This window comes from Lysobacterales bacterium, from assembly GCA_016703225.1.
Classification (GTDB): Bacteria; Pseudomonadota; Gammaproteobacteria; order Xanthomonadales; family Ahniellaceae; genus JADKHK01.
Genome location: JADJCM010000001.1, coordinates 439,816 through 463,383, shown reverse-complemented (window position 1 = coordinate 463,383; position 23,568 = coordinate 439,816). Strand labels below are relative to the sequence as shown.

Here is a 23,568-nt window from a genome sequence, read left to right as displayed (position 1 = left end):
TTGAGCGTTCACCAGTGCTCACCTACACTTCGCGCCCCCATCCGGGGGCGTGCGCTTTGGGTCGTTAGCTCAGTCGGTAGAGCATCGGACTTTTAATCCGTTGGTCGGCAGTTCGAGTCTGCCACGACCCACCATTCCCACCGCGCCTGGACGCGAGACGATTCGGGCCAGCATCGGCCTTCGGCGGGCATCGGCTCGTGTCCATTCGGCCGTGACGAATTCGTGAAGGAGTACCATCGGACTGCCGCCGCCGGGTGGCGGCGTGCTTGTTCGTTCACGACGCGGATGACCGCGCGATTGTCGGGGAGAAACTCCATGAAAAGCGTAGCGATGAGGGCCGGGTGGGTGGCGCTGGCCACGATGTTGATGGGCGCGCCCGCGTGGGCGCAAGGCGTTTCGGTGCTGTCGGAGACGGAGTCGGTGGTGGTCAGCGGCGACAGCGTGCGCGTCGACGATGCCGACGACAGCGTGGTGGTGGCGGGTGACTGGCGCCGCGGGGGTGCAGTCGGCGTGCACACCGACACCGAGTCGGTGCTGATCGGGCTGGGCGCAGTGGTGGTCGGCGACCGCATCCAGGTGAATCTCGAAGGTGACGTGCTGTTCGATTTCGACAGCACGCGGCTGACCGCTGCCGCCCGCGCGCGGCTGGCCCAGGTGGCGACGTTGATCCGTGCCAAGGCGGTCGGCGCGGTGCATGTGATCGGCCACACCGATGCCTTGGGCGGTGCCGACTACAACGCGCGGCTGTCGCGCGAGCGGGCGCTGGCGGTGATCCGCCATCTGCACGAGGCCGAGGGCATTCCTTTCGGCGTGCTGGTCGGGCATGGCGTTGGGGCGAAACATCCGATTGCGGCGAATGCGCTGGCCAATGGCGCGGACAACCCGCCGGGGCGCGCGCGCAACCGTCGCGTCGAGATCCAGCTCGCCACCCGCGAGGGCGTTGCGCTCGGGCCGGACCAGGTGCTGGTGAGCGGCGATCGCATCGTCACCAACGAGGCCAGCATCGATGCCGGCGGTGTCAGCACCGACGAGGCGCGGGTGGACATCGCTTCCGGCGGCGTGCGCGTCACCGACCACGACGACGGCGATGTCGCGAGCATCGTCTCGGGTGCGATGGCACAGGCAGGGCTGGCATCGGCGCCGAGCGGCGCGGCCGCCACCGCGCCGATGGCGGGCGGCGCCTGCGAACTGATGTGTCAGTCCACCACCGGGCGCAAGAGCCTGGCGACGATCGAGTGCATCGAGGAGACGCTGGAGGAAATGGAGTTCGACTTCGACGCCGATGCCTGCGATGAGTTCGAGGATGCGATGGCGAGCGGCAGCGGCAACTACGGCGGCCAGCAGTGCCGGGCCTGTCGCAAGGCCGAGGGTTACGGCGACGCGCATTGCCTGAAGGTGGTCCAGGCCTGCCTGTCGGGCGCGCGCTGATCGCACCTACCAGTCGTCGTTGAGCGGGAGCGCGCGTCCGCTGGCGGCGCTCTCGCGCAGGATTCCGAGGGTGCGTTCGTGGTTCGCCTGCCAGTCGTTGCCGGCGGCGTCCCTGGCGCGCTGCATGAGCGCGAGTGCGGCCGGAAACCGCCCGCGGCGATGGGCGATGATCGCGGCCAGCGAGTGCTCGAGCCAGTCGGTGTCGAGGCCGAGCGCGCGCACGGCGGCGAGCTCGGTTTCGGCACGGTCGATGTCGCCGAGGTGGATCAGGGTGTTGGCCATGTTGATGCGCGCCGACTGCATGCCGCGCGGCATTCCGATCTGGGCATACAGCGCGATTGCGCGCTCCAGCGTGGCGCGGGCTGCAGGCCAGTCGCGTAGGGTGAGCTGCAGGTCACCGAGGTTGCTCAGGTTGGCCGCGATCCGGGTCGGGTTGGCGAGTGCCTCATTGAGCCGCAGCGCCTCCTGCAGCGAGGCGAGCGCGGCCTCGGTGTCGCCGGCGTAGTGCTGCGAGATGCCGAGACTGTTCAGGATGCTGGCGCGCTGCGAGGGACGTGCGCCGGCCGGGACCAGCACCAGCGCCTCCTGGAACAGCGCGATCGCGCGGTCGAGCTGCCAGCGTGAGTCGGCCACCACGCCACGTGCGCGCAGTGCCCGCGCCAGCAGGGCCGGGTCGCCGCCGGTGCGCAGCCGTACGATCGCGTCATCGAGCTGACGCTCGGCGGTATCGAGATCGCCGCGCTCCCAGGCGATCTGGCCGAGCAGGACCAGCGCATCGGCCAGCGCGTCGGGGCTCGGGTCGGCCGCAAGCGCTTCACGTACCGCGATCTCGCCCTCCGCCGCGCGGCCGAGGTGTGCGAGTGCCTGGCCGCGGAGCAGCGCCGCCTGCAGCACCAGGCCGCGGTCGCCGCTGCGCTTGCCTTCGGCCAGCGCCGTATCCGCCGCAGCCAGCGCCGCCTCGACCTGGCCGGCGCGATACCGGGACTCGGCGAGTTGCAGTTGCGCCCAGGCGAAGCTGGGCTCGCGGTCCAGGCAGATGCGGAAATACGGCTCGGCGACGCCACCACCGCCGTGTCGCAGCCGATCCAGCCCGAGCGCGTAGAGCTGGTTGGTCATCGGATCGGAGGCGAAGCGGTCGCGCAGTTCGATCGTTGCCGATTGCGGCGACAGGCGTCGCGCCAGTTGCTGCGCCAGCAGGTCGGCGGCATCGGTCGGTTCGCGCGCGACCACGCCTTGCCAGGGGCCAGCGCGCCCGCCGGCACGGACGCTGCGGTACTCCAGGCGCAGGCCCTCGCTCGTGGACAGTGCGCGCGGCACGATCACCAGGTGCGTGCCCAGTTGTTGCGGCAGTGCCTCGAGCCCACGCGTGTCGCCGCGCTGCAGCGTACCGACCGCCTCGATGCGCTGCTGCAAGCGCGCCATTGGCAGTACCTCGATCGGATCGAGATGGTCGAGCTGGCGCAACACCAGTTCGGTCAGACCGGTGCCGACCCAGTCATACGAGCGCGACCCGGTGGCGTTTTCGATCGGCAGCACCGCGACCACCGCTTTGCCGCCGCTCGCGAGCAGCGGTTGCGGCCGCGACAGCCACCAACTGCCGAAGGCGCTGGCGACGACCGCGAGCAGGGCCAGCGCCAGACCGGCGATCAGGCGCCGTCGTCGCTGCTGGCGCTGCGGCAGATCGATCAGTGCCTGCAACGCTTGCTTGCAGGTGGCGGCGTCCGGCCGCTCGGCCGGATCGCGCGCGGTCATGCGTGCGAGCAGCGCACGAAGCGGCGCGGGCGCATCATCGATCGGCTGCACGTCGGCGGCGCTCACGCGCTGCACCAGTTCCTCGTGGGTGCTGTCGCGCGGGTAGGCCGGGCGGCCGCTGCACAGCTCGCGCAGCAGCAATCCCAGCGAAAAGACATCGGTGGCCGCCGTCACCGGCAGTCCTCTGGCCTGCTCCGGGCTCATGTACGCGAGCGTGCCGATCAGCGAGCCCTGCGCGGTGTGGAAACCCGTTTCCGAGGGCGCCGGCATGGACGCAAGCGGCTGGGTATCTTCATCGCCGGCCGCGCCCGGTGCCAGTTCCCGTACTTCGATTCCCACGGCGGCCTGCGTAGCGGCGGGCAGTACGGGAACATCGACTTCGAGGCGGGCGATGCCGAAGTCGAGCATCTTCACCGCGCCGTCTTCGGTGATCATCACGTTGTCGGGCTTGAGGTCGCGATGCACGATGCCTTGCGCGTGCGCGGCGGCGAGCGCGTCGGCGATCGCGGCGGCGATCGCGAGTGCGCGCGATCGCTCGATCCCCTGTTGCGCATGGCGGCGCAGGGTCACGCCATCGACCAGTTCCAGCACCAGGTAGTCCGCATGCCCAGTCTCGATCAGGTCGTGGATCTGGCAGATCGCCGGATGGTTCAGCCGCGACAGTGCCAGCGCCTCGCGTCGGAAACGGGTGCGTGTTTCGCGGCCGAAACTGTGCTCGAGTCGGATGGTCTTGACCGCGACGGCACGCTGCAGCTTTTCGTCAAAGCCGCGATAGACGCGGCCCATGCCGCCTTCCCCGAGGAATCCCTCCAGGCGCACCGAGCCGACGCGTTCGCCGAGCCTGGGCGGGCAGGCGGCGAGCAGGGCCGCGAAGCGTTCGCCGAGCGGCGTGCCGAGGATGGCGTCGACGGCGTCGTCCGATGCCGAACGGGCGTCCTGCGACTGGAGCAGCTGCCGCGCGGCATCTTGCAGCTCGCGGTCGCCGCCGCACCACTCGCCCAGGGTGCATTCGCGCGTCGCCGGGTCGAGCGCCGACAGATCGCACAGCCATTCGCGCGCGCGCTCGGCGGTCACAGCGGCGTCTCGAAGCCATCGGTGAACAGCAGCGCTGAGCTGGTGAGGGTCACGGCGCCGGGGATGGTGGCCGAGGTCAGCGCGAGGTCGCCGCTGTTGAGGGCGGCGTTGCCGTCGATGTCGAGGTAGAGCGCGACGATCAGGTCGTAGCTGCCGTCGGCTACGCCGGGCGGAATCACGAACGGGCGCGCGACGGCATTGGCGCCGGGCACCAGTGCGACCGCAATGTCGTTGCCGGGGTCGTTGAGGTAGCCGACGCCGCTGCGATACAGACTGGCACCGAGGAACACCTGCGCATGCGTCTGTGCAGCGAGGTTGCTGAGCGAGAGCTGCAGCGACAGCGTGCTGCCTGGCGCGGCGCTGGCCGGAAGCGGGGTGGCCGCGTCAATGCGCAAGGGCGAGGACAGCACCGCGCTGCGCAGCCCGCTGCCGAACCCGCTGGCGTTGAAGTAGTGACCGACGATCCAGGGCCAGCGCTGGCCTTCGTTGATCGCCCAGCGCTGCGAGCCCCACTGCGACATGCCGCGGCCGTGGCCGAAGCAGCCGTGGCCGCTGGCGACGCTGTCGGCGAGGCAAGGCCAGTTCGCAGCCGGCGAGCCGACGAAGCCGTTGCCGCAACTGAGGTCGGCATTGCTGCATGAAAGCCCGTCGCTGGGATCGTCCCAGGCGTTGTTCTCGGCCGAGTATTCGCTGCGGAAAATGCTGCCGCCACGTTCGAGCAGGATGCCGGCGGTGGCATCGACCGCGGCGCTGGTGCTGGCCGAGGTGTCGGGGTCGTTCATCTGGCAGCAGGCGCTGGAGCAGATGTCGTAGCTCGGACTGCGCGGGTTGGCGACGTGCCAGGCACCATAGCTGCGATAGGCGACGGCACCCGCGCGCAGGCTGTGGCCGTTCCAGCTGGCGATCCACTCGTCGTTGAGGCCGCGCTTGACGTAGGTCTCCAGCGACATCACCGCGACCGTGCTGCAAGCGCCGACGCAGCAGGGCGTGGTGAATGCGGCGTCGGCGAACCCGACACGCAGCGAAGTGGGTGGCTGCAGGATCGGCGCCTGCGGTGCCGCCGGAGCGTCGGTGGCGGCCTCGTCTTGCAGCCACTGCAGGTCGTTGCCATCGAGGTGATGGTCCACCGCCGGCGCCTGCGCTTCGCCGTCGAGATCGAGCAGCAGCCGGTGCGTGCCCGGGACCAGGCGCAGGCGACGCGTCTGCACCCGCTCGCCGGCGCCGATGCGCAGTTCCGCAGCGCGGCCCTGCTCGAACGCCGCGGGCTCCAGCACGAACTCGATGCGGAAGCGACCCTCGGCGTCGGTCCGCGTGCTCACGCTCTCCAGTTGCACCCGTGCGGCGACGAGAGGCTCGCGCGTGGCTCGGTCGAACACGCGCCCATCGATCTGCACCGCGCCCGCCGCAGCGGACGCCGCCGCGCCCCGCGACGCGGTCTCCGGGTCCAGCCACAACTGCAGGGCGCGCGTGGCGTCGGAGCCGACCTCGATCGTGGTCTGCAGCGGCCAGTGGCCCGGCGCTTCGACCCGAACCTGCCAGGTGCCGTCGTCGAGTTGCAGCGGCGAGGCATCCTGCGCGGCCCGCCGTACCTCAAGGGTGCCGTCGGCACGGGTCAGCCGCAGGCTCGCGGCGAGAAAACTGCCGTCGCCACTGTCGCGGATCTCCACCGGCAGCGCCTGCGCCGCTCGCGCCGGTGTGGCCGCAAGCCACAGCGCCAGCGCGGCACAGGCAGCGGTTGCGCGGCAGAGGTTGGGCATGGCGGGCGGGGCTTCCCAAGGCGTCGCCGGCATTGTTGGCGATGCGTTGCTGGCCGGCAAGCGGAAGCGATGTTTGACGGCGCAATCGAGTTGACTCCGATAGACTAGTGCGATGCCTGTGCCGCCGCGCCCTGTCACGATCCCCTCGCTCGATCTGCTGCAGTTGCGTCGCACCTGTCGCGCCTGCGCGTTGCATGATTTGTGCCTGCCGGCTTCGATCGCCCCGGAAGAATTGGGTACGTTGGACAGCATCGTGCGGGCGCGCCGTCCGCTCGATCGCGGCCAGGCGCTGTTCTCCAGTGGCGGTCGCTTCCAGGCGCTGTTCGTGGTGCGTTCGGGTTCGTTCAAGACGACGCTGGCCGGGAACGCTGGCGAGGAGCAGGTGCTCGGCTTCCATCTGCCCGGTGAGGTGATCGGTTTCGACGCGCTCTGCGATGACGTGCACCGTTGCAATGCCGAAGCGCTGGAGCGTTCGTCGGTGTGCGAGGTACCGTTCGCGCAGATCGACGAGTTCGCGACGCGCGTGCCGGGGCTGTATCACCAGTTGATGCGCATCGCCAGTCGCGAGGTGGTGCGCGATCACGAACATCTGATGATGATGGGTCGCAAGCAGGCGCAGGAGCGGCTCGCGGTGTTCCTGCGCAGCCTGTCCGAGCGCTACCACAACCTGCATCGCAGCCCGGAGTTGCTGGAACTGTCGATGTCGCGGCACGAGCTGGCGAACTACCTCGGCCTGGTGGTCGAGACCGTGAGCCGGCTGTTCACGCGCTTCGAGGAAGCCGGGGTGTTGTCGGTGAACCGCAAGCAGATCCGCATTCTCGATTTCGCCAAGCTCGACGAGTTGGCCGGCGAGCCGCCGCCGTCCTGCGAACGCGCGGCCGGTTGATCCGGCACAGCGGGCCGAAGTCGAGGGCAGATCTCGTTCCAGACATCTGGATGCGTGCAGGCCCGTGATCCTCACTGCGTTTCGAAGCTGTCCTCGAACAGCGGCCCCTCGACGAACAGCGCGTACCAGCCTTCCCTGCAGGCCTCGAACATCACGCTGCCGGCATCGATGCCGGGCTGCAGGGTCCGACCGGGGCAGGCGACGGGCAGCGGCTGCCATTCTTCGCTGGCGCTGTCGTAGCGGAACAGCGCCAGTTCGGCCAGCGGCGGCAGTTCGGCGGCGAGCAATACCGCGCTGGCGTCCTGCTGCGGCGTGACCGGCTGCCCCGAGGTGGCGCCCCAAAGCAGACCGACGCCCAGCGGCATCCAGCCCGACGGCCAGCGCGTGCGCGGCGCGGCGCCGCTGCCCGGCGAGTAGCGGTTGAGGAACAGTTCGGTAGTCTGCTCGATCGCGCCGGCCGGTACGTCGACCACGGCGGTGTAATCGCCCACCGCCTTGAGCTGCTTGTTGCCGCCGCTGCCGGTGTTCATCGCCGTGCCCTGGCCGGATGAGGCGGTGCCGGTGGCCTGGGGTTGCGCCACCACGAAGGTCACCGCTTCGAGCGCGCTCAGGTAGTAGGCATCGGAGGGAAACCCCTGATGATGGCGCGGCCGGCGCGGATGGCTGCGCCAGTTGGGTGGGTCGATGGCGGGATGGCCAGCACTGGCGCCAAGCAGGATCCGCCCTGGCTGCGGCGCAATGGCGAGTACCGTGAAGGTGCGTGGAAGTGACGGATAGAGGACATATTCGATCGTGTTGGTGCCCGTGACCGTACCTGGCGAGAAGGGCGTTAGTGCGGGAGAGGTGGCGTCGGGCTGATGCACGCTGGGTGGCAACGCCAGCGCCTGGCCGTTGCCGTCGACCACGGCCGTCAGCAGGCCGCCGAAATCGCGCAGGCCAAGACCAAGGCTGTCGTCGCGTTCGCCAAGCGCCAGCGTGATCCACGGCGAGAACACCTCGCTACCCTGCGCGTTGGCGGGGTCGAAATCGCTGTCGTACCAGTCGCTGGCGCCAGCATTTGGCGTCGCCAAGTTCGCCAGGGTGCCGATGCCTCCCCAGGCAATCCGGTACGCGCCTGCATCGCTGAGCGGAAACACCACTTCGGTGCCATCGGCCACACGCTGCGTCAACGGCGTGCTTTCGCCCTGCCGGTACAACGCCAATGGCACGGCCAGCGCCGGCGGCTCGTCCGGATCGCGGATGCCATCGTTGTCGACGTCGACCCACAGTTTCAGGCGAAGCTCGGCCCCGCTCGGCGTCAGCCCGGCGTCGATGTGGTTGCGCTGGAGGTTGGCGCCGAGTGCGATGGCGGTCGTTACCGCCTGGTTGGCACCACTGGCGGCGAAATCGTTGTCGCGCTGCAGGTCGTTGCCGAGCCCCACCGGCACTGCGGCAAACAGTGGCGGCACCGTCAGCCGAATGCGCACACTGCTGTCGCCATTGCACAGGCAGTTCAGCCCTTCGAAGCGGTAGTTGCCGGCGCCGTCGGTGGTCGTCTGCAGCGCCGGTGCGCCGCTGTCGAACTCGGCCTGCAGTTCCACGCCGCCGAGCGGCGCCTCGCTGTCTTCGCGGGTGCCGAGCGGCGCCAGGTCTTTCCAGACCGTGCCACTGATCGTCGTACCTGGATGCAGTCCGGCATCGACGGTGTCGTTCCAGCCGTTGGTCAGCAGGTCCGGTGGGGCCGCACTGTAGAACCCGCGGGTCGCGCCAGGCAGCAGGTTGGCAGGCACCGGCTGATCGCCGGCGAAATCGCTGTCCAGGCTATCGTCCAGGCCCTGGTTCCAGCGGGTCGGCCCGGTCACGGCGCCGCTGCTCGGGAACGGCAGCTGCACCGACAGGCGATACTCGCTGGCGCGCACATCGTCAAGGGCGTAGCGCCCGTTCTGATCGGTGGTGACATCGCCACGCACCTGGTTGATGGCGTCGATCAGCACCACCCGCACACCGCCAATCGGGCCCTCGCCGCTCTCGCGGATGCCGTCGCCATCCACGTCGGCCCAGACCTGCCCGCGCACGCGGCCGCGGCGCAGGCCGGCATCCAGCTCGGCGCGCTGCTCGACGATGCCCACGGCAGCCAGCGGCAGGCGACCTACCTGCACGGCACCCACCAGCGCCGTCTCGAAGTTGCTGTCGGTGTTGGGGTCGCTCACCGCGCCGGTGGGCGAGAGCGCACGCAGGTCGAGTTCCGGCAACTGCAGTTCAAGGTCGAACGTTGTGCCGGTACAGGCGCAAGCGACGCCGAGAAAACGATAGCGACCGTCGGCATCGGTGCTGGTACGGGCGATTTCCACGCCGCCGCGCAGCATTACCACCGGCAGATCGAACACGCCGGGTTCTCCCTGGTCTTCGCTGCCCAGCGAATCCAGTTCCTTCCACACCCGCCCCGACAGACTGACCCCGCGATGCAGGCCGGCATCGACGTCCAGCACCTGCTGGCCTTCGACCAGCGTGACCGTGCTGCCGAGTGGATAGCGGATCAACCCAGCCTGCAGCGGCAGCGGCTGGCTGCCGTCGAGGTTGTTGTCATTGCCGGGATCGCCGGTGGCGACCCGGGCGCTGGGCAGCCAGGCGTTGCCGTCGTTCTGATTCGGCGGCAGCCCGAGCTGCAGATCGTAGAAGCCCGGCGGCAGATTGCTGAAACGGTATTCGCCATTGCCGTCGCTCATGGTGACGCCGAGTGGGGCACCCGCGGCCAGCAGGAACACCGGATGGTTCATCAAGGGCTGCTCACCGGCGTCTTCCCGACCGTTGCCATCGACATCGAACCAGACCCGCCCGCCGAGCGTGGCCGGATGGGTCAGCGGCGTGTAATCGATCTCGGCGGTGGCGCTGTTGTTGATGGCCTCCGCATCGGCCGGCGTGCTGCTCCACAGCGCCGCCAGAAGGGCAAAGTGTGCTGCCTGATCCGGCACGTCGACGCTGGCGCGCACCAGCAGTTGTGCGCTGGCTCCGGGGGCCAGGGCGCCGACATTCCAGCGTTGGTTGAGGGGGTCGTACTGGCCCTGCGACGGCATGGCGGCGACAAAGGTGAGTCCGGCCGGTAGCTGCGCGTAGGTTTCCAGGGCGCTGAACGGTAACGCGACCGCGCCGTTGTGCATCACGTCGAGGGTGAAGCGCAGTTCGCTGCCGAACTGCATCGCGCTGTGGCTGAGTTCGACGTCGGGCAGGCGCAGGCGCAGGTTGATGCGGGCATCATCGTTGCCGGCATCGAGGTTGCCGGCGCTGGCGCTGAGCTGGGCGTCCAGCCCCAGCGTGGCGGCTTGGCTGGTGTCGGCGAAGTGCAGATCCAGCACCAGCTCGGCGCTGGCGCCGACGTTGAGCGTGCCCAACGTCCAGCGCGACTGCACCGCGTCGAAGCTGCCGGCCGTCGGCGTCGCACTGTCGAGGGTGAGCCCGGCATCGAGCTGCAGCGCCAGCGCCACGCTCTGGGCGGTGCTACCGAGGCCGTTGTGGCGGACCTTGAGCCGTACCCGGTGGGTGCCAAAGCCGGTTTCCTCGAACAGCGGCTCCAGCACCAGATCGGCCGGATCGGCCAGCGGCGCGCCGAGGATTTCGGTCGAGGTGAGTGAGCCATATCCTCCGGTGTTGCCTTGCCCGCCACTGACCAGCACCCGGCCATCGGCCAGGCGGATCGCGCTAGCACGTGCGCGCGCCTCGTTGAGCACCGGCCCGGTCTGCCAGCTCGCGCCGTCGAAATGGCGCGTCGAGCTGAGTTTCACGTAGTTCTCTTCCCAGCCGCCGATCAGCAGCGGCCCAAGTTCGCTGTCCACCAACGGGGCGAAATTGCGGAACTCGGGGTAGGGGGTGGTGGTCACCGACCCGCCGGCAGTGATCAGCGCGGAATGGGTTTGCCAGGCAGCGAGCACGCTGCCATTGGGGCGGCGCAGGAAGGCGTAGTTGCCCTCGTTGTTATTGATCGGAACGGACCCGCCGTTGACCTGGGTCACGGCGCCGGTGCTCAGCGAGTAGATCTCCGTCCCGAAAATCCCCAGCGAGACCACTACCTGGTCGCTGCCCAGGCGCTCGGCGACATAAGGCCACGAATAGGGCCTGGAGCCCGTCGGCTGCCACCCCGGGCCGAGCGACCAGCGGTCCTGCCCCGGGTGGTAGATCCAGATCGTGCCCTGGTGATCCAACCAGACCTCACCGGACGTCAGGCGCACCGCAGCGTGCCCCTCCATCGCGCCAATGCTGGAGTTGGCCGGTTCGAAGCGCAGGGTCGCGGGGTCGAACAGATCGTGGGTGGACGCCACGCCACCGTACGACTGCCGGCCGCCGACGATCAGCACCTTGCCGGTGGGCAGCAAGGTTGCGGTGTGGAAGTAGCGGGTGCTGCTGGAACTGTTGGCCGCGAGCGTCCACTGTTCGGTGGCCGGATCGAACAGTTCGGCACTGGCCAGATACCCTGAGTTGTTCAGGCCGCCCACCGCCAGCACCCGGCCATCGGGCAGCAAGGTGAGGGTGTGGCCGAAGCGTGCATGGTTCATCGGGCTCGCGGTCTGCCAGACCGGGGTGGTAGCCGCGGCCGGGCAGGTCCAGGCCAGCAGCAGTAGGGCAAGGCAAGACAGAACGGCACGCAACATCGCTGGGGCTCCCGAAGAGATTCGCCGCAAATCAGCAAGTGGCGGGCCAGGCGACAGGGGTATCAATATCAACAACTTGGCGCTCAGCGCCGCTGAGCCAGTTCAGAAACGCGAACTCGCCGGCCCCCTTGCGCGCTCGCTGTTCGCAACCGCGAACCGGTTGGGCCTGCCTGCGCTCCTGGGTACGACGGTGTTCGATGTGTTCTGACGGGGTTGCACTAAGGCAGGCAATAGTCGGCACCCGAGAGCGCCATCCACACGCTGGTCGGGTGCGCGTGCCCGCGATGCTGCAATGGCAGCCACAGGCTGAGCAGCGCCAGCGCGATCGCCAGGGTCGCCGCGAACCAGCGCAGCGTCGGCGCCAGGCGACCGCGGTCGATCCGCTGTCCGCCCAGGTCGAGCAGCGACAGCGGCAGCACCGTTGCGCTGCCGAATGCGGCCATCACAGCGGCGCCTCCGGTCAGCGATCCCTGAGCGCCGGCCACCAGCAGCATTGCGTAGCTCAGCCCGCAGGGCAGGAAGCCCCAGAGTCCGCCGAGCAGCGCCGCGCGCAGCGGCGTGCTGGCGGGCAGCAGTCGTCGCGTCAGCGGCTGCAGTCGTGCCCAAGCCGCACTCCCAGCGCGCGCGGCGCCGGGCAACTGCAGGCCGGGGCGCAGCAAGCGCGCGGCGAGCCACAGCCACGACAGCGCAAACAGCAGTTGCAGCAACAGCCGGGCCTTGCCGGCGCCGCCGACGAACAGCAGACCCTGGCCGAACCCGCCGATCGCGGCTCCGGCCAGTGTGTAGGCGCCAACCCGGCCGAACTGGCGCGCGAACACGAATCGCGCTCGTGGCGGCGAGGAGCGCGCCAACGCCAGGCTGATCGCACCGCACATCGCCAGGCAGTGCGCGCTCGCGGCGAGACCTGCGACGAACGCGGCGAAGGCAGCGGGCAGGTAGCTCATGCGTCGCCGTTGCGGCCGGCATCGTCCTCGAGCGGATCGAAGCCGGGTCGATCGAGGTCGTCGAACTGGCCGTTGTCGACTGCCCAGAAGAACGCGTACAGCGCCAGTCCGACCAGCAGCAGGCTCACCGGCACCAGGATCAGCAGGATGTTCATGCGTGTGCCTCGGCCAGTGTCGGCAGCGCTGGGCGTGCGCCGCCGGACGGCCGCCGGCGCAAGCGCAGCGCGTTGAGCGTGACCAGCAGCGAACTCGCGGCCATGCCGGCGGCGGCAAGCCAGGGCGGCATCAGCCCGCTGACCGCGAACGGCACGATCGCCAGGTGGTAGCCGATCGCCCACGCCACATTCTGCCGCGCGATGCGGCGCGTGCGCCGCGCGGTATCCAGCAGCAACTGCACCAGGCGCAGGTCGTCGCGCAGCAGCAGCACGTCGGCATGGCAGTGCGCGAGCGCGGCGCCACCGCCCATGGCCACGCCGACATCGGCGGCGGCCAGCGATTCGGCATCGTTGAGGCCATCGCCGATCATCATCACGCGGTGGCCCTTGGCGCGCAGCGCGGCGATGATGGCGCGCTTCTGCTGCGGCGTCTGGCGTGCGTGCGCGGCCAGGGCGAGCGGTGCCGCGACCGCAGCGACCTGCTCGGCGCTGTCGCCGGAAAGGATCTCGACCAGCGCCTGCTGTTGCCATCCCGCCACCGCCGTGGCTGCCTCGGCGCGCACGCGGTCGGCGACGACGAAGCGCGCCACCGCGCGATCGCCCTCGGCCAGCACCAGATCGCCGGCATCCTGCAGGCCGAGCCAGTCGCCGCGGCCGAGGCGCCAGTGGCGATCGTCCACGCAGCCGCCGATGCCGCAGCCGGCGCTGACGTGCACGGCGCTCACCGCGTCGCCGCGGTCGAACTCGCGGAAGGCATGGGCGAGCGGATGGCGATGGTCGCGCTCCAGCGCCGCGGCGATGGCGAGGACGTCTTCGCGCGTGTAGTCGCGGTCGAGCACGATGCACTCGACCAGCCGCGGCCGGCCTTCGGTCAGGGTGCCGGTCTTGTCGATGACAATACGGTCGATGTCGCTGGCGCGTTGCAGTGCCTGCGGCCGGGTGACGATGACGCCGGCGCCGGCCAGCATCGCGTGCGCGGCGGCGAGGCTGGTGGGCAGCGCCAGCGCGAACGCGCACGGGCAGGCGGCGGCGAGCACGGCCAGCGCCGCCGGCAAGGCGCGCTCCGGCGCCGTTGCGCCCCAATACAGCGCCGTCGCCAGTGCCAGCGCCAGCATCGCCAGCGCGAAGCCGGTGGCAAGCTGGCGCGCGGGCGCGGTGCTCGCGGCGGCAGCGTGCAGGCCATTGCCGATCTGTGCGCGCAGCAGGCCGAGGCGGGTTGCGGTGCCGACCGCAGAGACGCGCAGCGTAAGCGGCGCATCGAGCGCGATGCTGCCGGCAAGCACGAGCTCGCCCGGCTGTTTCGGTTGCGCCGTGGTTTCGCCGCTGAGCAGGGACTCATCGACGCGTGCCGCCTCGGTCTCGAGCACGCCGTCGACCGGGATCGACTCGCCACCAGCGACGCGGATGCGCTCGCCGACCTGCAGTTCGGCCAGCGCCACCGGTTGCGAGCGATCGCTGGCATCGAGGCGCATCGCATACGGATACTGCGCGCTCGCGATCAGCTGCAGGCGCTCGTTGGCGCGTGCGCGCGCGACGCTTTCGACGTGGCGCGCCGCGCCGAGCAGGAACACGAACATCACCGCGGCGTCGAAATACACCACCGGACCGCCGCGCACGGTTTCCATCAGCGAGGCCAGATAGGCCAGCCCAACCGCGAGCGCGACCAGCATGTCCATGCCCGGCTGGCGCAGGCGCAGCTCACGCCAGGCGCCGCGGAAGAATGGCTGGCCCGAATACAGCACCACCGGGGTCGTGATCAGCAGCGCCAGCAGGCGGAAGAAGTCGCGGGTGGCGACATCCAGCTCGCCCGCGCCCCAGTACAGCGCCTCGGTGAACATCATCGCCTGCATCGCGCCGATCCCGGCCACCGCCACGCGCTTCAGCGAGAGCCGCCGCGCGGCGGCAGCGTCGGCGGGGTCGGTGACGATCTTCGGGTCGTAGCCGAGCGCTGCCAGTTGCGCGGCGATGCGGCTGAGCGGCGTCTGCGTCGCATCGAAGCGCAGACGCGCATGCGTGGTCGCCGGGTCGACGCTGACGCCGACCACGCCGGGCATGCGCAGCAGCACGCGGTCGATCAGCCACGCGCACGCAGCGCAGCGCAGGTTGCCGATGCTGAGGTCGCACTGGCTGATGCCGTCGTGCTCGTGCAGGTACAGGCGTGCGAATCCGCGGCTGTCCCAGGCGCTGAAGTCGGGCGCCGGCGCGACCCGCGCCGAGGCCGAACTGCGCAGCGCGTAGTAGTCGCCGAGCCCGCCCTGATGCAGCCATTCGGCGGCAGCGCGACAGCCGTCGCAGCAGAAACCGCGCTCGACTTCAGCGATTTCTGCGCGGATCGGCGCCCGGCTCGGAACCGCTTCACCGCAGTGGTAGCAGGCGCTCGCGCTCATCGCGGCGCCGACCAGGCCGGGGCCAGGGCGACGCGCTGCTGGCCGAGTTCGCGTACGCCGACGATGCGCCAAGTGCCGCCGGCGTCGGCCAGCACCAGATCAAAGCGGGCGTTGCCGGGTGCGCTGTCAGCGCAATAGCGGTCAGCGCCGCATGACGACAACGGGATGCGGCGATCCTGCCCGGAATCGGTAGCGTGCACCGCGATCAGCAACAGAGCGTTGGTCGCGGGTGGCGTGTTGCCGGCAGCGAACTGCACCACCACGGCGGCCGCTGCCAGCTCAAGCTCGGCGTGCAGGCCGAGCTCCAGGGCGCGACGGTCTGCGCCCTGGTCGCTGATCTGGACTTGCGCAACGCGGCGTACCGGATCGGGGCTGACATCGAGGCCGCCATGCGCGGTGATGGCCAACCCAACCCCGGCCAGCACCGAAATCGCCGGCAGCGCGATCGCGATCCACATCACCGGCTGGCGGTACCAGGCATGCATGTCAACGCTCACAAGGGTCCGAAGAAGCGCGATTTCTGGCTGCGCTTCATTTCGGCATCGAGCGCCTGCACTTCGAACTCGATCTCCAGCATGCCGCGCACGCTGCCCGCGCTCGCCTGCACCGCCACCGGAACGCTGGCCACGCCCTCGGCGGCGACCTCGATTTCGCCGGCACCGCCGGCCAGGGTCAGCGGCGTGGCGCTGTGCACCAGGATGCGATAGCGATGCGCCTGCACGTCCTTGTTCACGATCTTGAAGGTGTAGACGTTCTCGATGGCGTCGTCGGCAAGCACGCGGTACAGCGCATTGCGGTCGCGCAGCACGTCGACGATCAGCGGCGTGCGCGTCAGCACCGACCAGGCGAAGCCGGCGCACAGCGCCAGCAGGATCAGGCCGTAAATCACGACCCGTGGCCGCAGCAGTTGCGCGGGCTTGCGCTCCAGTGTGTTCAACGTGGCGTAGCGCACCAGTCCGCGCGGGTAGCCCATGCGGTCCATCACGCCGTCGCAGGCGTCGATGCAGGCGCCGCAGGCGATGCACTCGTATTGCAGGCCGTTGCGGATGTCGATGCCGGTCGGGCATACCTGGACGCAAATGGTGCAGTCGATGCAGTCGCCGAGCGCGCTCCGCTCCTCCCCTTCGCGCAGCGAGGGGGAGGTCGGGAGGGGGTCGCTCTTCGCTCGTTCGAGCACGCTCGGCGTGCCCTTGCGGCGTGCGCCGCGCGGCTCGCCGCGCTCGGCGTCGTAGGCGATGACCAGGGTGTCGCGGTCGAACATCGCGCCCTGGAAGCGTGCGTAGGGACACATGTAGGTGCACACCTGCTCGCGCAGGAAACCGGCATTGCCCCAGGTGGCGAGCGCGTAGAACACGATCCAGAACCACTCCCAGCCGCCAAGCGTGAGCGTGGCGACTTCACCCGCGAGCACGCGGATCGGCGTGAAGAAGCCGACGAAGGTGAAACCGGTCCACAACGCGAACACGATCCACAGCGTGTGCTTGGCGCCCTTGCGCAGGAGCTTGGCGCGCGACCACGGTGCCGCGTCGAGTTTCATCTGGCGGCCGCGGTCGCCCTCGCACCAGCGCTCCATCGCGATGAACACTTCGGTCCACACCGTTTGCGGGCAGGCATAACCGCACCACAGCCGACCGGCGATGGCGGTGAAGAAGAACAGCGCGAACGCGGCGATGATCAGCAACAGGGCGAGGTAGACGAAATCCTGCGGCCAGAAGCTCAGGCCGAGCACGTAGAACTTGCGCGCCGGAAGATCGAACAGCACTGCCTGGCGCCCATCCCACTGCAGCCACGGCATCAGGTAGTAGAGCCCGAGCAGCACCCACACCGCGAGCAGGCGCAGGTTCTGGAAGCGCCCGGAGACCTCTCGCGAGTAGATCTTCGGCGCAGACTCGTACATGTCTCCGCCGCGGATCACCTTGAGCGGGATCTGCTTGTCCATGCTCAGCGATCGGCGCGCGGCGGCAGTCGGCTCGGCGGCCCGAGCAGCAACCAGGTGAACAGGCTGGACGACGCGGTGCAGGCCCAGAACATGAAGAAGCCGATGGTGTAGCCGAACTCGCGCGAGATCTCGTGACCCGGAAAGCTGATCGCCGCCAGATCCAGCGGATCCAGCGCGGCGAAGAACACCGCGGTCGCTACGCCGGCGGCGAAGAACGAGGGCCACAGGATGGCACCGACCCGCTGCACCAGCGGGCGCGACGGGGAGTCCGGATCGCGCAGCGGCGTGGACACGGTTCAGTGCACGCCGCTGGCCGCGTTCGTCGCAGACTGTCCGAGCACCCAGGCTGCAGCCAGGCGCACGCGGTCCTCTCCGAGCAGCGTGCGGTGTGCCGGCATCTGACCCGCACGACCTTTGCCAATGGTCGCGCTCAGGGTCGCGAAGTCGCTGCCGTACAACCACACGTCGTCGGTCAGGTTGGGCGCGCCGAGCATCGGGTTGCCCTTGCCTTCGGGGCCGTGGCAGGCCGCGCAGATGGTCTGGAAGTGCGCCTGGCCCTTGCTCGCCAGCGCGTCATCCACGGCTTGCCCGGAAAGCTTCTGCACGTACACCGCGGCCGCTGCGACCCCGTCTTCGCCGAGTGCGCCGGCCATCGCCGGCATCGCCGCCTGGCGGCCGTCGAGGATGGTGGCCAGCACCGCGTCCGGATCGCCGCCCCACAGCCAGTCGGCATCGGTCAGGTTGGGATAGCCCTTGGCGCCGCGGGCGTCGGAGCCGTGGCAGGTGGCGCAATGGTTGGCGAACACCGAGCGCCCGAGGCGCTGTGCCTCCGCATCCTGCACCAGTTCGCCGATGGCCTTGGCGCGGAATGCCGCAAACACCGGCGCGATTTTCGCCTCGGCGTCGGCCACCGCGGCATCGTGCTCGGCGGTCGAGGTCCACCGGCTGGCGCCGGCGAAGTTGCCGAGACCCGGGTAGTAGGCGAGGTAGGCGAACGCGAACGCCACCGTCAGGTAGAACAGGTTCAGCCACCAGCGCGGCATCGGCCGGTTCAACTCGGTGATGTCCTCGTCCCAGACGTGGCCGGTGGTGTCGCTGTCGGAGCGGTCGCCGGGTCGCTTCTTTGCGGTCCACCACAGCAGCCAAAGGAAGGCGAGGATGTTGACGATCGAAAGGATCGCGATGTAGAGCGACCAGCCCTGGCTCATGGCTGCACCTCATGGTCTTGCAGTGGCAGTTGCGCTGCCGTGTCGAATTCGCGCTGGCGGCGTGCGCTGAACGCCCAGGCAACGCCGCCGAGAAAGGTCGCCAGCAGGATCAGCGTGACGATGCCGAACAGAATGCCGGTGTCCATCTCAGCCTCCCTTCGGTGCGTGCTTGCCGAGCGCTTGCAGGTAGGCGACCACCGCATCGAGTTCGGTCTTGCCGACGACTTCACCGGCGGCAGCGGCGATCTGCTCGTCGCTGTACGGGTCGCCAAGCGCCTGCAGTGCGCGCATCTTGTTCTCGACCAGGCCGGCGTCGATGGTGGTTTCGGCCAGCCAGGGAAAACCCGGCATGTTCGACTCCGGAACCACGGCGCGCGGATCGAGCAGGTGCACACGATGCCAGTCGTCCGAGTAACGCCCGCCGACGCGGGCCAGATCGGGCCCGGTGCGCTTGCTGCCCCACTGGAACGGGCGGTCGTAGACTGATTCGCCGGCCAGCGAGTAGTGGCCGTAGCGCGCGGTCTCGTAGCGCAGCGTGCGCACCATCTGCGAGTGGCAGTTGTAGCAGCCCTCGCGCACGTACACATCGCGGCCGGCGAGTTGCAGCGGCGGGTATGGTTCGATCCCGGGCAACGGCTTGACCACCTGTGCCTGGTACATCAGCGGCACGATCTCGACGAGGCCGCCGATCGCGACCACGAGCGCGACCAGCGCCGCCATCAGCGGGAAGTTGGTTTCGATCTTCTCATGCGACATGGTCATCTCCTCAGGCGTGCGCCGCGACCGGGGCCGGGACCGCGACGTCGGCCGGGGCCTTGGCCAGCTGCAGCGTCTTCAGCGTGTTGTAGAGCATCAGCAGCATGCCCGAGAGACACAGCACGCCGCCGAGCAGGCGCCCGAGGTAGTAGGGATAGGTGGCCACCAGCGATTCGACGAAGGTGTAGGTGAGGGTGCCGTCGTCGTTGGTCGCGCGCCACATCAGGCCCTGGGTCACGCCGGCGATCCACATCGAGGCGATGTAGAACACGACGCCGATGGTGTGGATCCAGAAGTGCTGCTCGATCAGTCGCGTCGAGTACATCGCCTTGAGCCCGAGCACGCGTGGCAGCAGCGAGTAGAGGCTGCCGATGGTGATCATCGCGACCCAGCCGAGCGCTCCCGAGTGCACATGGCCGACGGTCCAGTCGGTGTAGTGGCTGAGGGCGTTGACGGTCTTGATCGACATCATCGGCCCCTCGAACGTGCTCATGCCATAGAACGACAGCGCCACGATCATGAACTTCAGGATCGGGTCGGTGCGCAGTTTTTCCCAGGCTCCGGACAGCGTCATCATGCCGTTGATCATGCCGCCCCAGCTCGGCGCCAGCAGGATCAGCGAGAACGCCATGCCAAGCGACTGCACCCAGTCCGGCAGCGCCGTGTACATCAGATGATGCGGGCCGGCCCACATGTAGATCGAGATCAGTGCCCAGAAGTGCACTACCGAGAGTCGGTACGAGTACACCGGACGCCCGGCCTGCTTGGGCACGAAGTAGTACATCATGCCGAGGAAGGCGGTGGTCAGGAAGAAGCCGACGGCGTTGTGCCCGTACCACCATTGCACCATCGCATCGACCGCGCCGGTGTACACCGAATAGGACTTGCCCAGCGTCACCGGCAGCGCCAGATTGTTGAAGATGTGCAGCAGCGCGACGGTGATGATGTAGGCGGCGAAGAACCAGTTGGCGACGAAGATGTGACGGATCTTGCGCTTGGCCAGGGTGCCGAAGAACACCACCGCATACGCCACCCACACCGCGGTGATCAGCAGGTCGATCGGCCATTCCAGTTCGGCGTATTCCTTGCCCTGGGTCAGGCCGAGCGGCAGCGTGATCGCAGCCAGCACGATCACCAGTTGCCAACCCCAGAAGGTGAAGGCGGCGAGCTTGTCCGAGAACAGGCGCGCGTGGCAGGTGCGTTGGACGCAGTAGTAGCTGGTCGCGAACAGGCCGGAGCCGCCGAACGCGAAGATCACCGCGTTGGTGTGCAGCGGGCGCAGGCGTCCGTAGCTGAGCCACGGAATGTCGAAGTTGAGCGCGGGCCAGTACAGCTGGGCGGCGATGAACACCCCGACCAGCATACCGACGACGCCCCAGATGACGGTCATCACGGCGAATTGCCGGATCACCTTGTCGTTGTAGGTCTCGGGTTGGGTGGACATGGACACTCCTTGGAGGCGGACCGCGGGATTCTCGCAGTACCCGTCTGCGCGGGCCATGACGACGATCAACCCGCCCGCGCCGGCAGGCAGCGGGAAATCACGCGAACTTCACGCGCGCTGTTGCTGGCAGCGGGCGAGCAGTCCCGACAGTGCATCGAGACGCACCGGCTTCACCAGTGCGTCGAGCACGACCAGCCCACGCGCGTCGATGCGCGCGCGCGCCTCCGCCAAGGTATGGCGGTCGCTGCCCGAGAGCAGCACGATCGGCGGTGCCGCGGCGAGCCCGGCAAGCAGGTCGACCAGCGCTTCATGCACGCCCGGTGGCATGACCAGGTCGAGCAGCACCAGGTCGAACGGTTCCGTCAGCGCCGCGGCCGCGGTGGCGGCATCGCCGGCGACGACCGCGCAGGCGCCGGCGTGTTCGAGCAGCGCCTGCAGCAGCACCTGCATGTCGGGGTCGTCGTCGAGTACCAGCACACGCGGTCGTTCGGCACTCATCGGCGCGCTCCGAGCAGGGTGTTGAGCAATGCCCCGAGGCGATGCCCGGCCGCTTCCAGTTGCGCGTCGGCTACTGGCGAGAAACGCGCGATGTAATCCGGCGTGATGCGTCCGCGCTCCGGGTAGAAATCGTCGCGCTGCACGATCTCGCAACTGGCCTCCGCCCACGTGACTGGCGCCGATTCGCCCCAACGCCGGTCTGGCTCCGCGCCGGGTTGTTGCAGCAGGTCGTGGGCATGCGCCATCACCTGCAACTCGCCGCGCGCCGCGCGCAGCAGGTCCTGGTCCCAGAAGCCGTGCAGGTTGTCGCCATCGCGACGGTTGCGCACCTGGAAATCGTTGCCGCCGCGGTCGTCGCGATAGCCGGCGTGCAGCGGTTGGTGCACATCGCCGACGAAGTGGATGAGGAAGCGCAGTGCCTGCGTGCGCCGTAGCGCAGTCGCCTTGCGGTCGGCGAGCACGCGCGCCTGGCGCTGGATCGCGCCGACCACGCAGTCGCCATTGCGGCAGGCCTTGCGCGCGACGTAGCGGCAGTCGCCGCGCTCGAAGTTCAGGTAGTGCCAGCCGCCGGTGTGGCGCCATTCGGGTTCACCGCGGATTTCGTCAGCCCAGGTGCTGGCCTCGCGCATGGCGTTGCTGGCGCGGTCGCCAAGCAGGGCTTCGACTTCGGCACGTGCCGACGGCGTGAGTTCGCGCGCGGCGATCTCGGCCACCACCTGGTGCCCATGCGGACCCCAGGCGGCAATCGGCGGCGCCGCTGCCACCAACAGAAGCAGGAGCACGCGGCGCAGGATCGGAACGAAGCCATCGGGGTTCATTGCGGCACTCTAGCGGCCTCGTTTCGGCCGGCGCAACGGCCGGGCATAATCGGCCCTCGCCAGCGAGGCTCGCGCCCGATGTCCCAGGAAATCCCAGGCGTTCCGGCGCCACGCATCTCGTTCGAGCGCATGCGCGAACGCACCGACGAACTGGAGTTGCTGGTTTCCGGCCTCATCATGTTCGCCTTGTTCGCGGTACCGGGCTGGCGGGTCGAGCGCTACATGGCTGCGTACTGGCTGCTGCCGCTGGCCGCGATTGCCGCGGCCAACATGGGCGTGGTGATGGCGATCGGCCTGGCCTGGGTACTCGGGGCGCTGTTCGCGGTGCACATCGGCATCCGCGCCTACTGGGTTGGCTTGATCGGGCTGAAGTCGGTGTTCCCGGAGGGCATCCGGTGGGAGCGCATCGCCGGTCTCGGGCCGATCGGCCACGCGCAGTGGCGCGAACGCATCCCGTCGATCGATGCGGCGATCGAGGCCGCGGATCGTGCCGCGTCGACGCTGTTCGCGGTGATCACTTTCGGCGCGCTGGCATCGTTGTGGGCGGCGCTGGTGCTGAGCGCGTTGTTCGCGCTGGCGGCGCTGGTCGGTGGTTGGCTCGGCGCCACCAACGCTGCGCTCGCGCTGGTCGGACAGGTGCTGCTGGCGCTGTTGCTCGGCGCGATGCTGCTGTCGTGGCTGCTCGACGCCGTGCTCGCACGGCGCTTTCCGGCGTTGCAGGAAAGCCGCAGCTACCGACACCTGGTCGCACTGTTGCGCGGCGTCTCCGGTGTCCTGTTGCCGAACCGGTTGCTGCGCCCGGTACAACTGACCCTGCAGAGCAACACCCGGCCGTGGCTGTTCCACCTGTTGTTCCTTGGCGCGATGGCGCTGGTGCCGCTGGTTGGCATGCGCTACTTCCAGTCGGCGATCGCCTTCGATACTTCGTCCGAGCAGCGGGTGATCAATTTCAGCGCGCTGCCGGCGCTGGCGCATGGCAAGTACTACGAATCGACGCGCGTGCCGCGCGACCGCTTTCGACCGGGGCCGCTGATTCCGGCGCCGGTCGAGTCCACGCGCTGGCTGGTCCTGTTCCTGCCCTATCTGCCGCTGATCGACGACCCGCTGCTCGCATCCAACTGTCCCGATCCCACCGGTGCCGCCGCAACCCGATGCCTGGCGCGGCTGTGGCGGGTACGGCTCAACGGCCGCGAGGTGGCGCTCGATGGTTTCGTGCCGATGCAACGCAATGACCTCGAGCTGCGCGGGCTGCAAGGTTGGGTTTCGCTGGCGGGCGTGGCGCCCGGGCCGCAGCGCCTGGCCGTGACCTGGCGTCCGGCCGGACTCACTGCGGCGCACGCCGATGACTGGCTGCCGCCGACCATCGAGCACGAGATCCCGTTCCTGTTCGCGCCGCAAGCTTCCGAGTGAGATTCAGCCGAGCAGGCTGCGCAGCATCCAGGCGGTCTTCTCGTGCACCTGCATGCGTTGGGTGAGCAGGTCGGCGCTGGCCTGGTCGCTGGCGTCGTTGGTCAGCGGAAACACCGAACGCGCGGTGCGCACCACGGCTTCCTGGCCCTGCACCAGCTGGCGGATCATCTCGCTGGCGTCGGGCACGCCCTCGGCCTCCGCGATCGACGACAGCTGCGCGTAGGCGCGATAGCTGCCCGGTGCCGGGAATCCGAGCGCGCGGATGCGCTCGGCGATCAGGTCCACCGCGAGCGCGAGTTCGTTGTAGTGCGTCTCGAACATCAGATGCAGCGTGTTGAACATCGGCCCGGTGACGTTCCAGTGGAAGTTGTGCGTCTTCAGATACAGCGTGTAGGTATCCGCGAGCAGACGCGACAGGCCATCGGCGATGTCCTTGCGCGTCGCTTCGGGAATGCCGATGTCGATGGCGGGTGCGTTCATGGCGGTCTCC

The 23,568-nt window shown here is 69.0% G+C and carries 19 protein-coding genes and 1 tRNA gene; 4 read left to right on the top strand and 16 right to left on the bottom strand.

All coding sequences use genetic code 11. From position 1 onward, the window contains the following. The first annotated feature begins 58 nt into the window (after positions 1-58). Positions 59-134 (top strand) — tRNA-Lys (locus IPG63_01980). Positions 135-315: 181 nt separating this feature from the next. Beyond that, entirely contained in the window at positions 316-1,428 is a 1,113-nt protein-coding gene (locus tag IPG63_01975) for an OmpA family protein (protein ID MBK6726021.1), read from the top strand. 6 nt (positions 1,429-1,434) lie between these two features. On the opposite strand, the gene IPG63_01970 is transcribed toward IPG63_01975, so the two are convergent. Beyond that, complete coding sequence (locus tag IPG63_01970; protein ID MBK6726020.1) at positions 1,435-4,254, bottom strand: protein kinase; 2,820 nt, start codon at positions 4,252-4,254, stop codon at positions 1,435-1,437. Next, complete coding sequence (locus IPG63_01965) at positions 4,251-6,011, bottom strand: hypothetical protein (GenBank protein ID MBK6726019.1); 1,761 nt, start codon at positions 6,009-6,011, stop codon at positions 4,251-4,253. Before IPG63_01965 ends, IPG63_01970 begins: the two co-directional genes overlap by 4 nt. Before the next feature lie 112 nt (positions 6,012-6,123). Here IPG63_01965 and fnr point away from each other — a divergent pair, with 112 nt between their 5' ends. Next, positions 6,124-6,897: a fumarate/nitrate reduction transcriptional regulator Fnr gene (gene fnr / locus IPG63_01960; protein MBK6726018.1), complete on the top strand. Its 774-nt coding sequence runs from the start codon at positions 6,124-6,126 to the stop codon at positions 6,895-6,897. A gap of 71 nt (positions 6,898-6,968) precedes the next feature. Here the strand turns inward: fnr and IPG63_01955 are convergent, their stop codons facing one another. From IPG63_01955 to IPG63_01895, 13 genes are all read right to left on the bottom strand, one after another. Next, positions 6,969-11,519, bottom strand: a complete 4,551-nt coding sequence (locus IPG63_01955) for a hypothetical protein (GenBank protein ID MBK6726017.1) — start codon at positions 11,517-11,519, stop codon at positions 6,969-6,971. Positions 11,520-11,737: 218 nt separating this feature from the next. Next, complete coding sequence (locus IPG63_01950) at positions 11,738-12,463, bottom strand: sulfite exporter TauE/SafE family protein (GenBank protein ID MBK6726016.1); 726 nt, start codon at positions 12,461-12,463, stop codon at positions 11,738-11,740. Then, positions 12,460-12,618, bottom strand: coding sequence for a cbb3-type cytochrome oxidase assembly protein CcoS (ccoS, locus tag IPG63_01945; GenBank protein ID MBK6726015.1), 159 nt, complete (start codon positions 12,616-12,618; stop codon positions 12,460-12,462). The genes IPG63_01950 and ccoS overlap by 4 nt, the downstream gene beginning before the upstream one ends. Continuing rightward, on the bottom strand, positions 12,615-15,005 hold the full coding sequence (gene cadA / locus IPG63_01940) for a cadmium-translocating P-type ATPase (protein ID MBK6726014.1): 2,391 nt from the start codon (positions 15,003-15,005) through the stop codon (positions 12,615-12,617). The genes ccoS and cadA overlap by 4 nt, the downstream gene beginning before the upstream one ends. Beyond that, the gene (locus IPG63_01935; protein MBK6726013.1) at positions 15,002-15,490 is read right to left on the bottom strand and encodes a FixH family protein; all 489 of its coding nucleotides are present in this window, start codon (positions 15,488-15,490) and stop codon (positions 15,002-15,004) included. Before IPG63_01935 ends, cadA begins: the two co-directional genes overlap by 4 nt. 8 nt (positions 15,491-15,498) lie before the next feature. Beyond that, on the bottom strand, positions 15,499-16,902 hold the full coding sequence (gene ccoG / locus IPG63_01930; protein ID MBK6726012.1) for a cytochrome c oxidase accessory protein CcoG: 1,404 nt from the start codon (positions 16,900-16,902) through the stop codon (positions 15,499-15,501). A gap of 44 nt (positions 16,903-16,946) precedes the next feature. After that, on the bottom strand, positions 16,947-17,225 hold the full coding sequence (locus IPG63_01925; protein MBK6726011.1) for a hypothetical protein: 279 nt from the start codon (positions 17,223-17,225) through the stop codon (positions 16,947-16,949). Between the two features lie 15 nt (positions 17,226-17,240). After that, positions 17,241-18,152 carry a cytochrome-c oxidase, cbb3-type subunit III gene (ccoP, locus tag IPG63_01920; protein ID MBK6726010.1) on the bottom strand — a complete coding sequence of 304 codons (912 nt, stop codon included), beginning with the start codon at positions 18,150-18,152 and terminating at the stop codon, positions 17,241-17,243. After that, entirely contained in the window at positions 18,149-18,298 is a 150-nt protein-coding gene (locus IPG63_01915; GenBank protein MBK6726009.1) for a CcoQ/FixQ family Cbb3-type cytochrome c oxidase assembly chaperone, read from the bottom strand. Before IPG63_01915 ends, ccoP begins: the two co-directional genes overlap by 4 nt. Position 18,299: 1 nt before the next feature. Beyond that, positions 18,300-18,914 (bottom strand): cytochrome-c oxidase, cbb3-type subunit II, encoded by a 615-nt coding sequence (gene ccoO, locus IPG63_01910; GenBank protein MBK6726008.1) that lies wholly within the window; start codon positions 18,912-18,914, stop codon positions 18,300-18,302. Between the two features lie 4 nt (positions 18,915-18,918). Next, on the bottom strand, positions 18,919-20,352 hold the full coding sequence (gene ccoN, locus IPG63_01905; GenBank protein ID MBK6726007.1) for a cytochrome-c oxidase, cbb3-type subunit I: 1,434 nt from the start codon (positions 20,350-20,352) through the stop codon (positions 18,919-18,921). A gap of 108 nt (positions 20,353-20,460) precedes the next feature. Further along, on the bottom strand, positions 20,461-20,850 hold the full coding sequence (locus IPG63_01900) for a response regulator (protein ID MBK6726006.1): 390 nt from the start codon (positions 20,848-20,850) through the stop codon (positions 20,461-20,463). Next, complete coding sequence (locus tag IPG63_01895) at positions 20,847-21,668, bottom strand: S1/P1 nuclease (GenBank protein MBK6726005.1); 822 nt, start codon at positions 21,666-21,668, stop codon at positions 20,847-20,849. The genes IPG63_01900 and IPG63_01895 overlap by 4 nt, the downstream gene beginning before the upstream one ends. 78 nt (positions 21,669-21,746) lie before the next feature. On the opposite strand from IPG63_01895, the gene IPG63_01890 reads away from it, so the two are divergent. Next, positions 21,747-23,078 carry a hypothetical protein gene (locus tag IPG63_01890; GenBank protein MBK6726004.1) on the top strand — a complete coding sequence of 444 codons (1,332 nt, stop codon included), beginning with the start codon at positions 21,747-21,749 and terminating at the stop codon, positions 23,076-23,078. 3 nt (positions 23,079-23,081) lie between these two features. Here IPG63_01890 and IPG63_01885 read toward each other — a convergent pair whose 3' ends face one another. After that, positions 23,082-23,558, bottom strand: coding sequence for a DNA starvation/stationary phase protection protein (locus tag IPG63_01885; GenBank protein ID MBK6726003.1), 477 nt, complete (start codon positions 23,556-23,558; stop codon positions 23,082-23,084). Positions 23,559-23,568 lie beyond the last annotated feature (10 nt).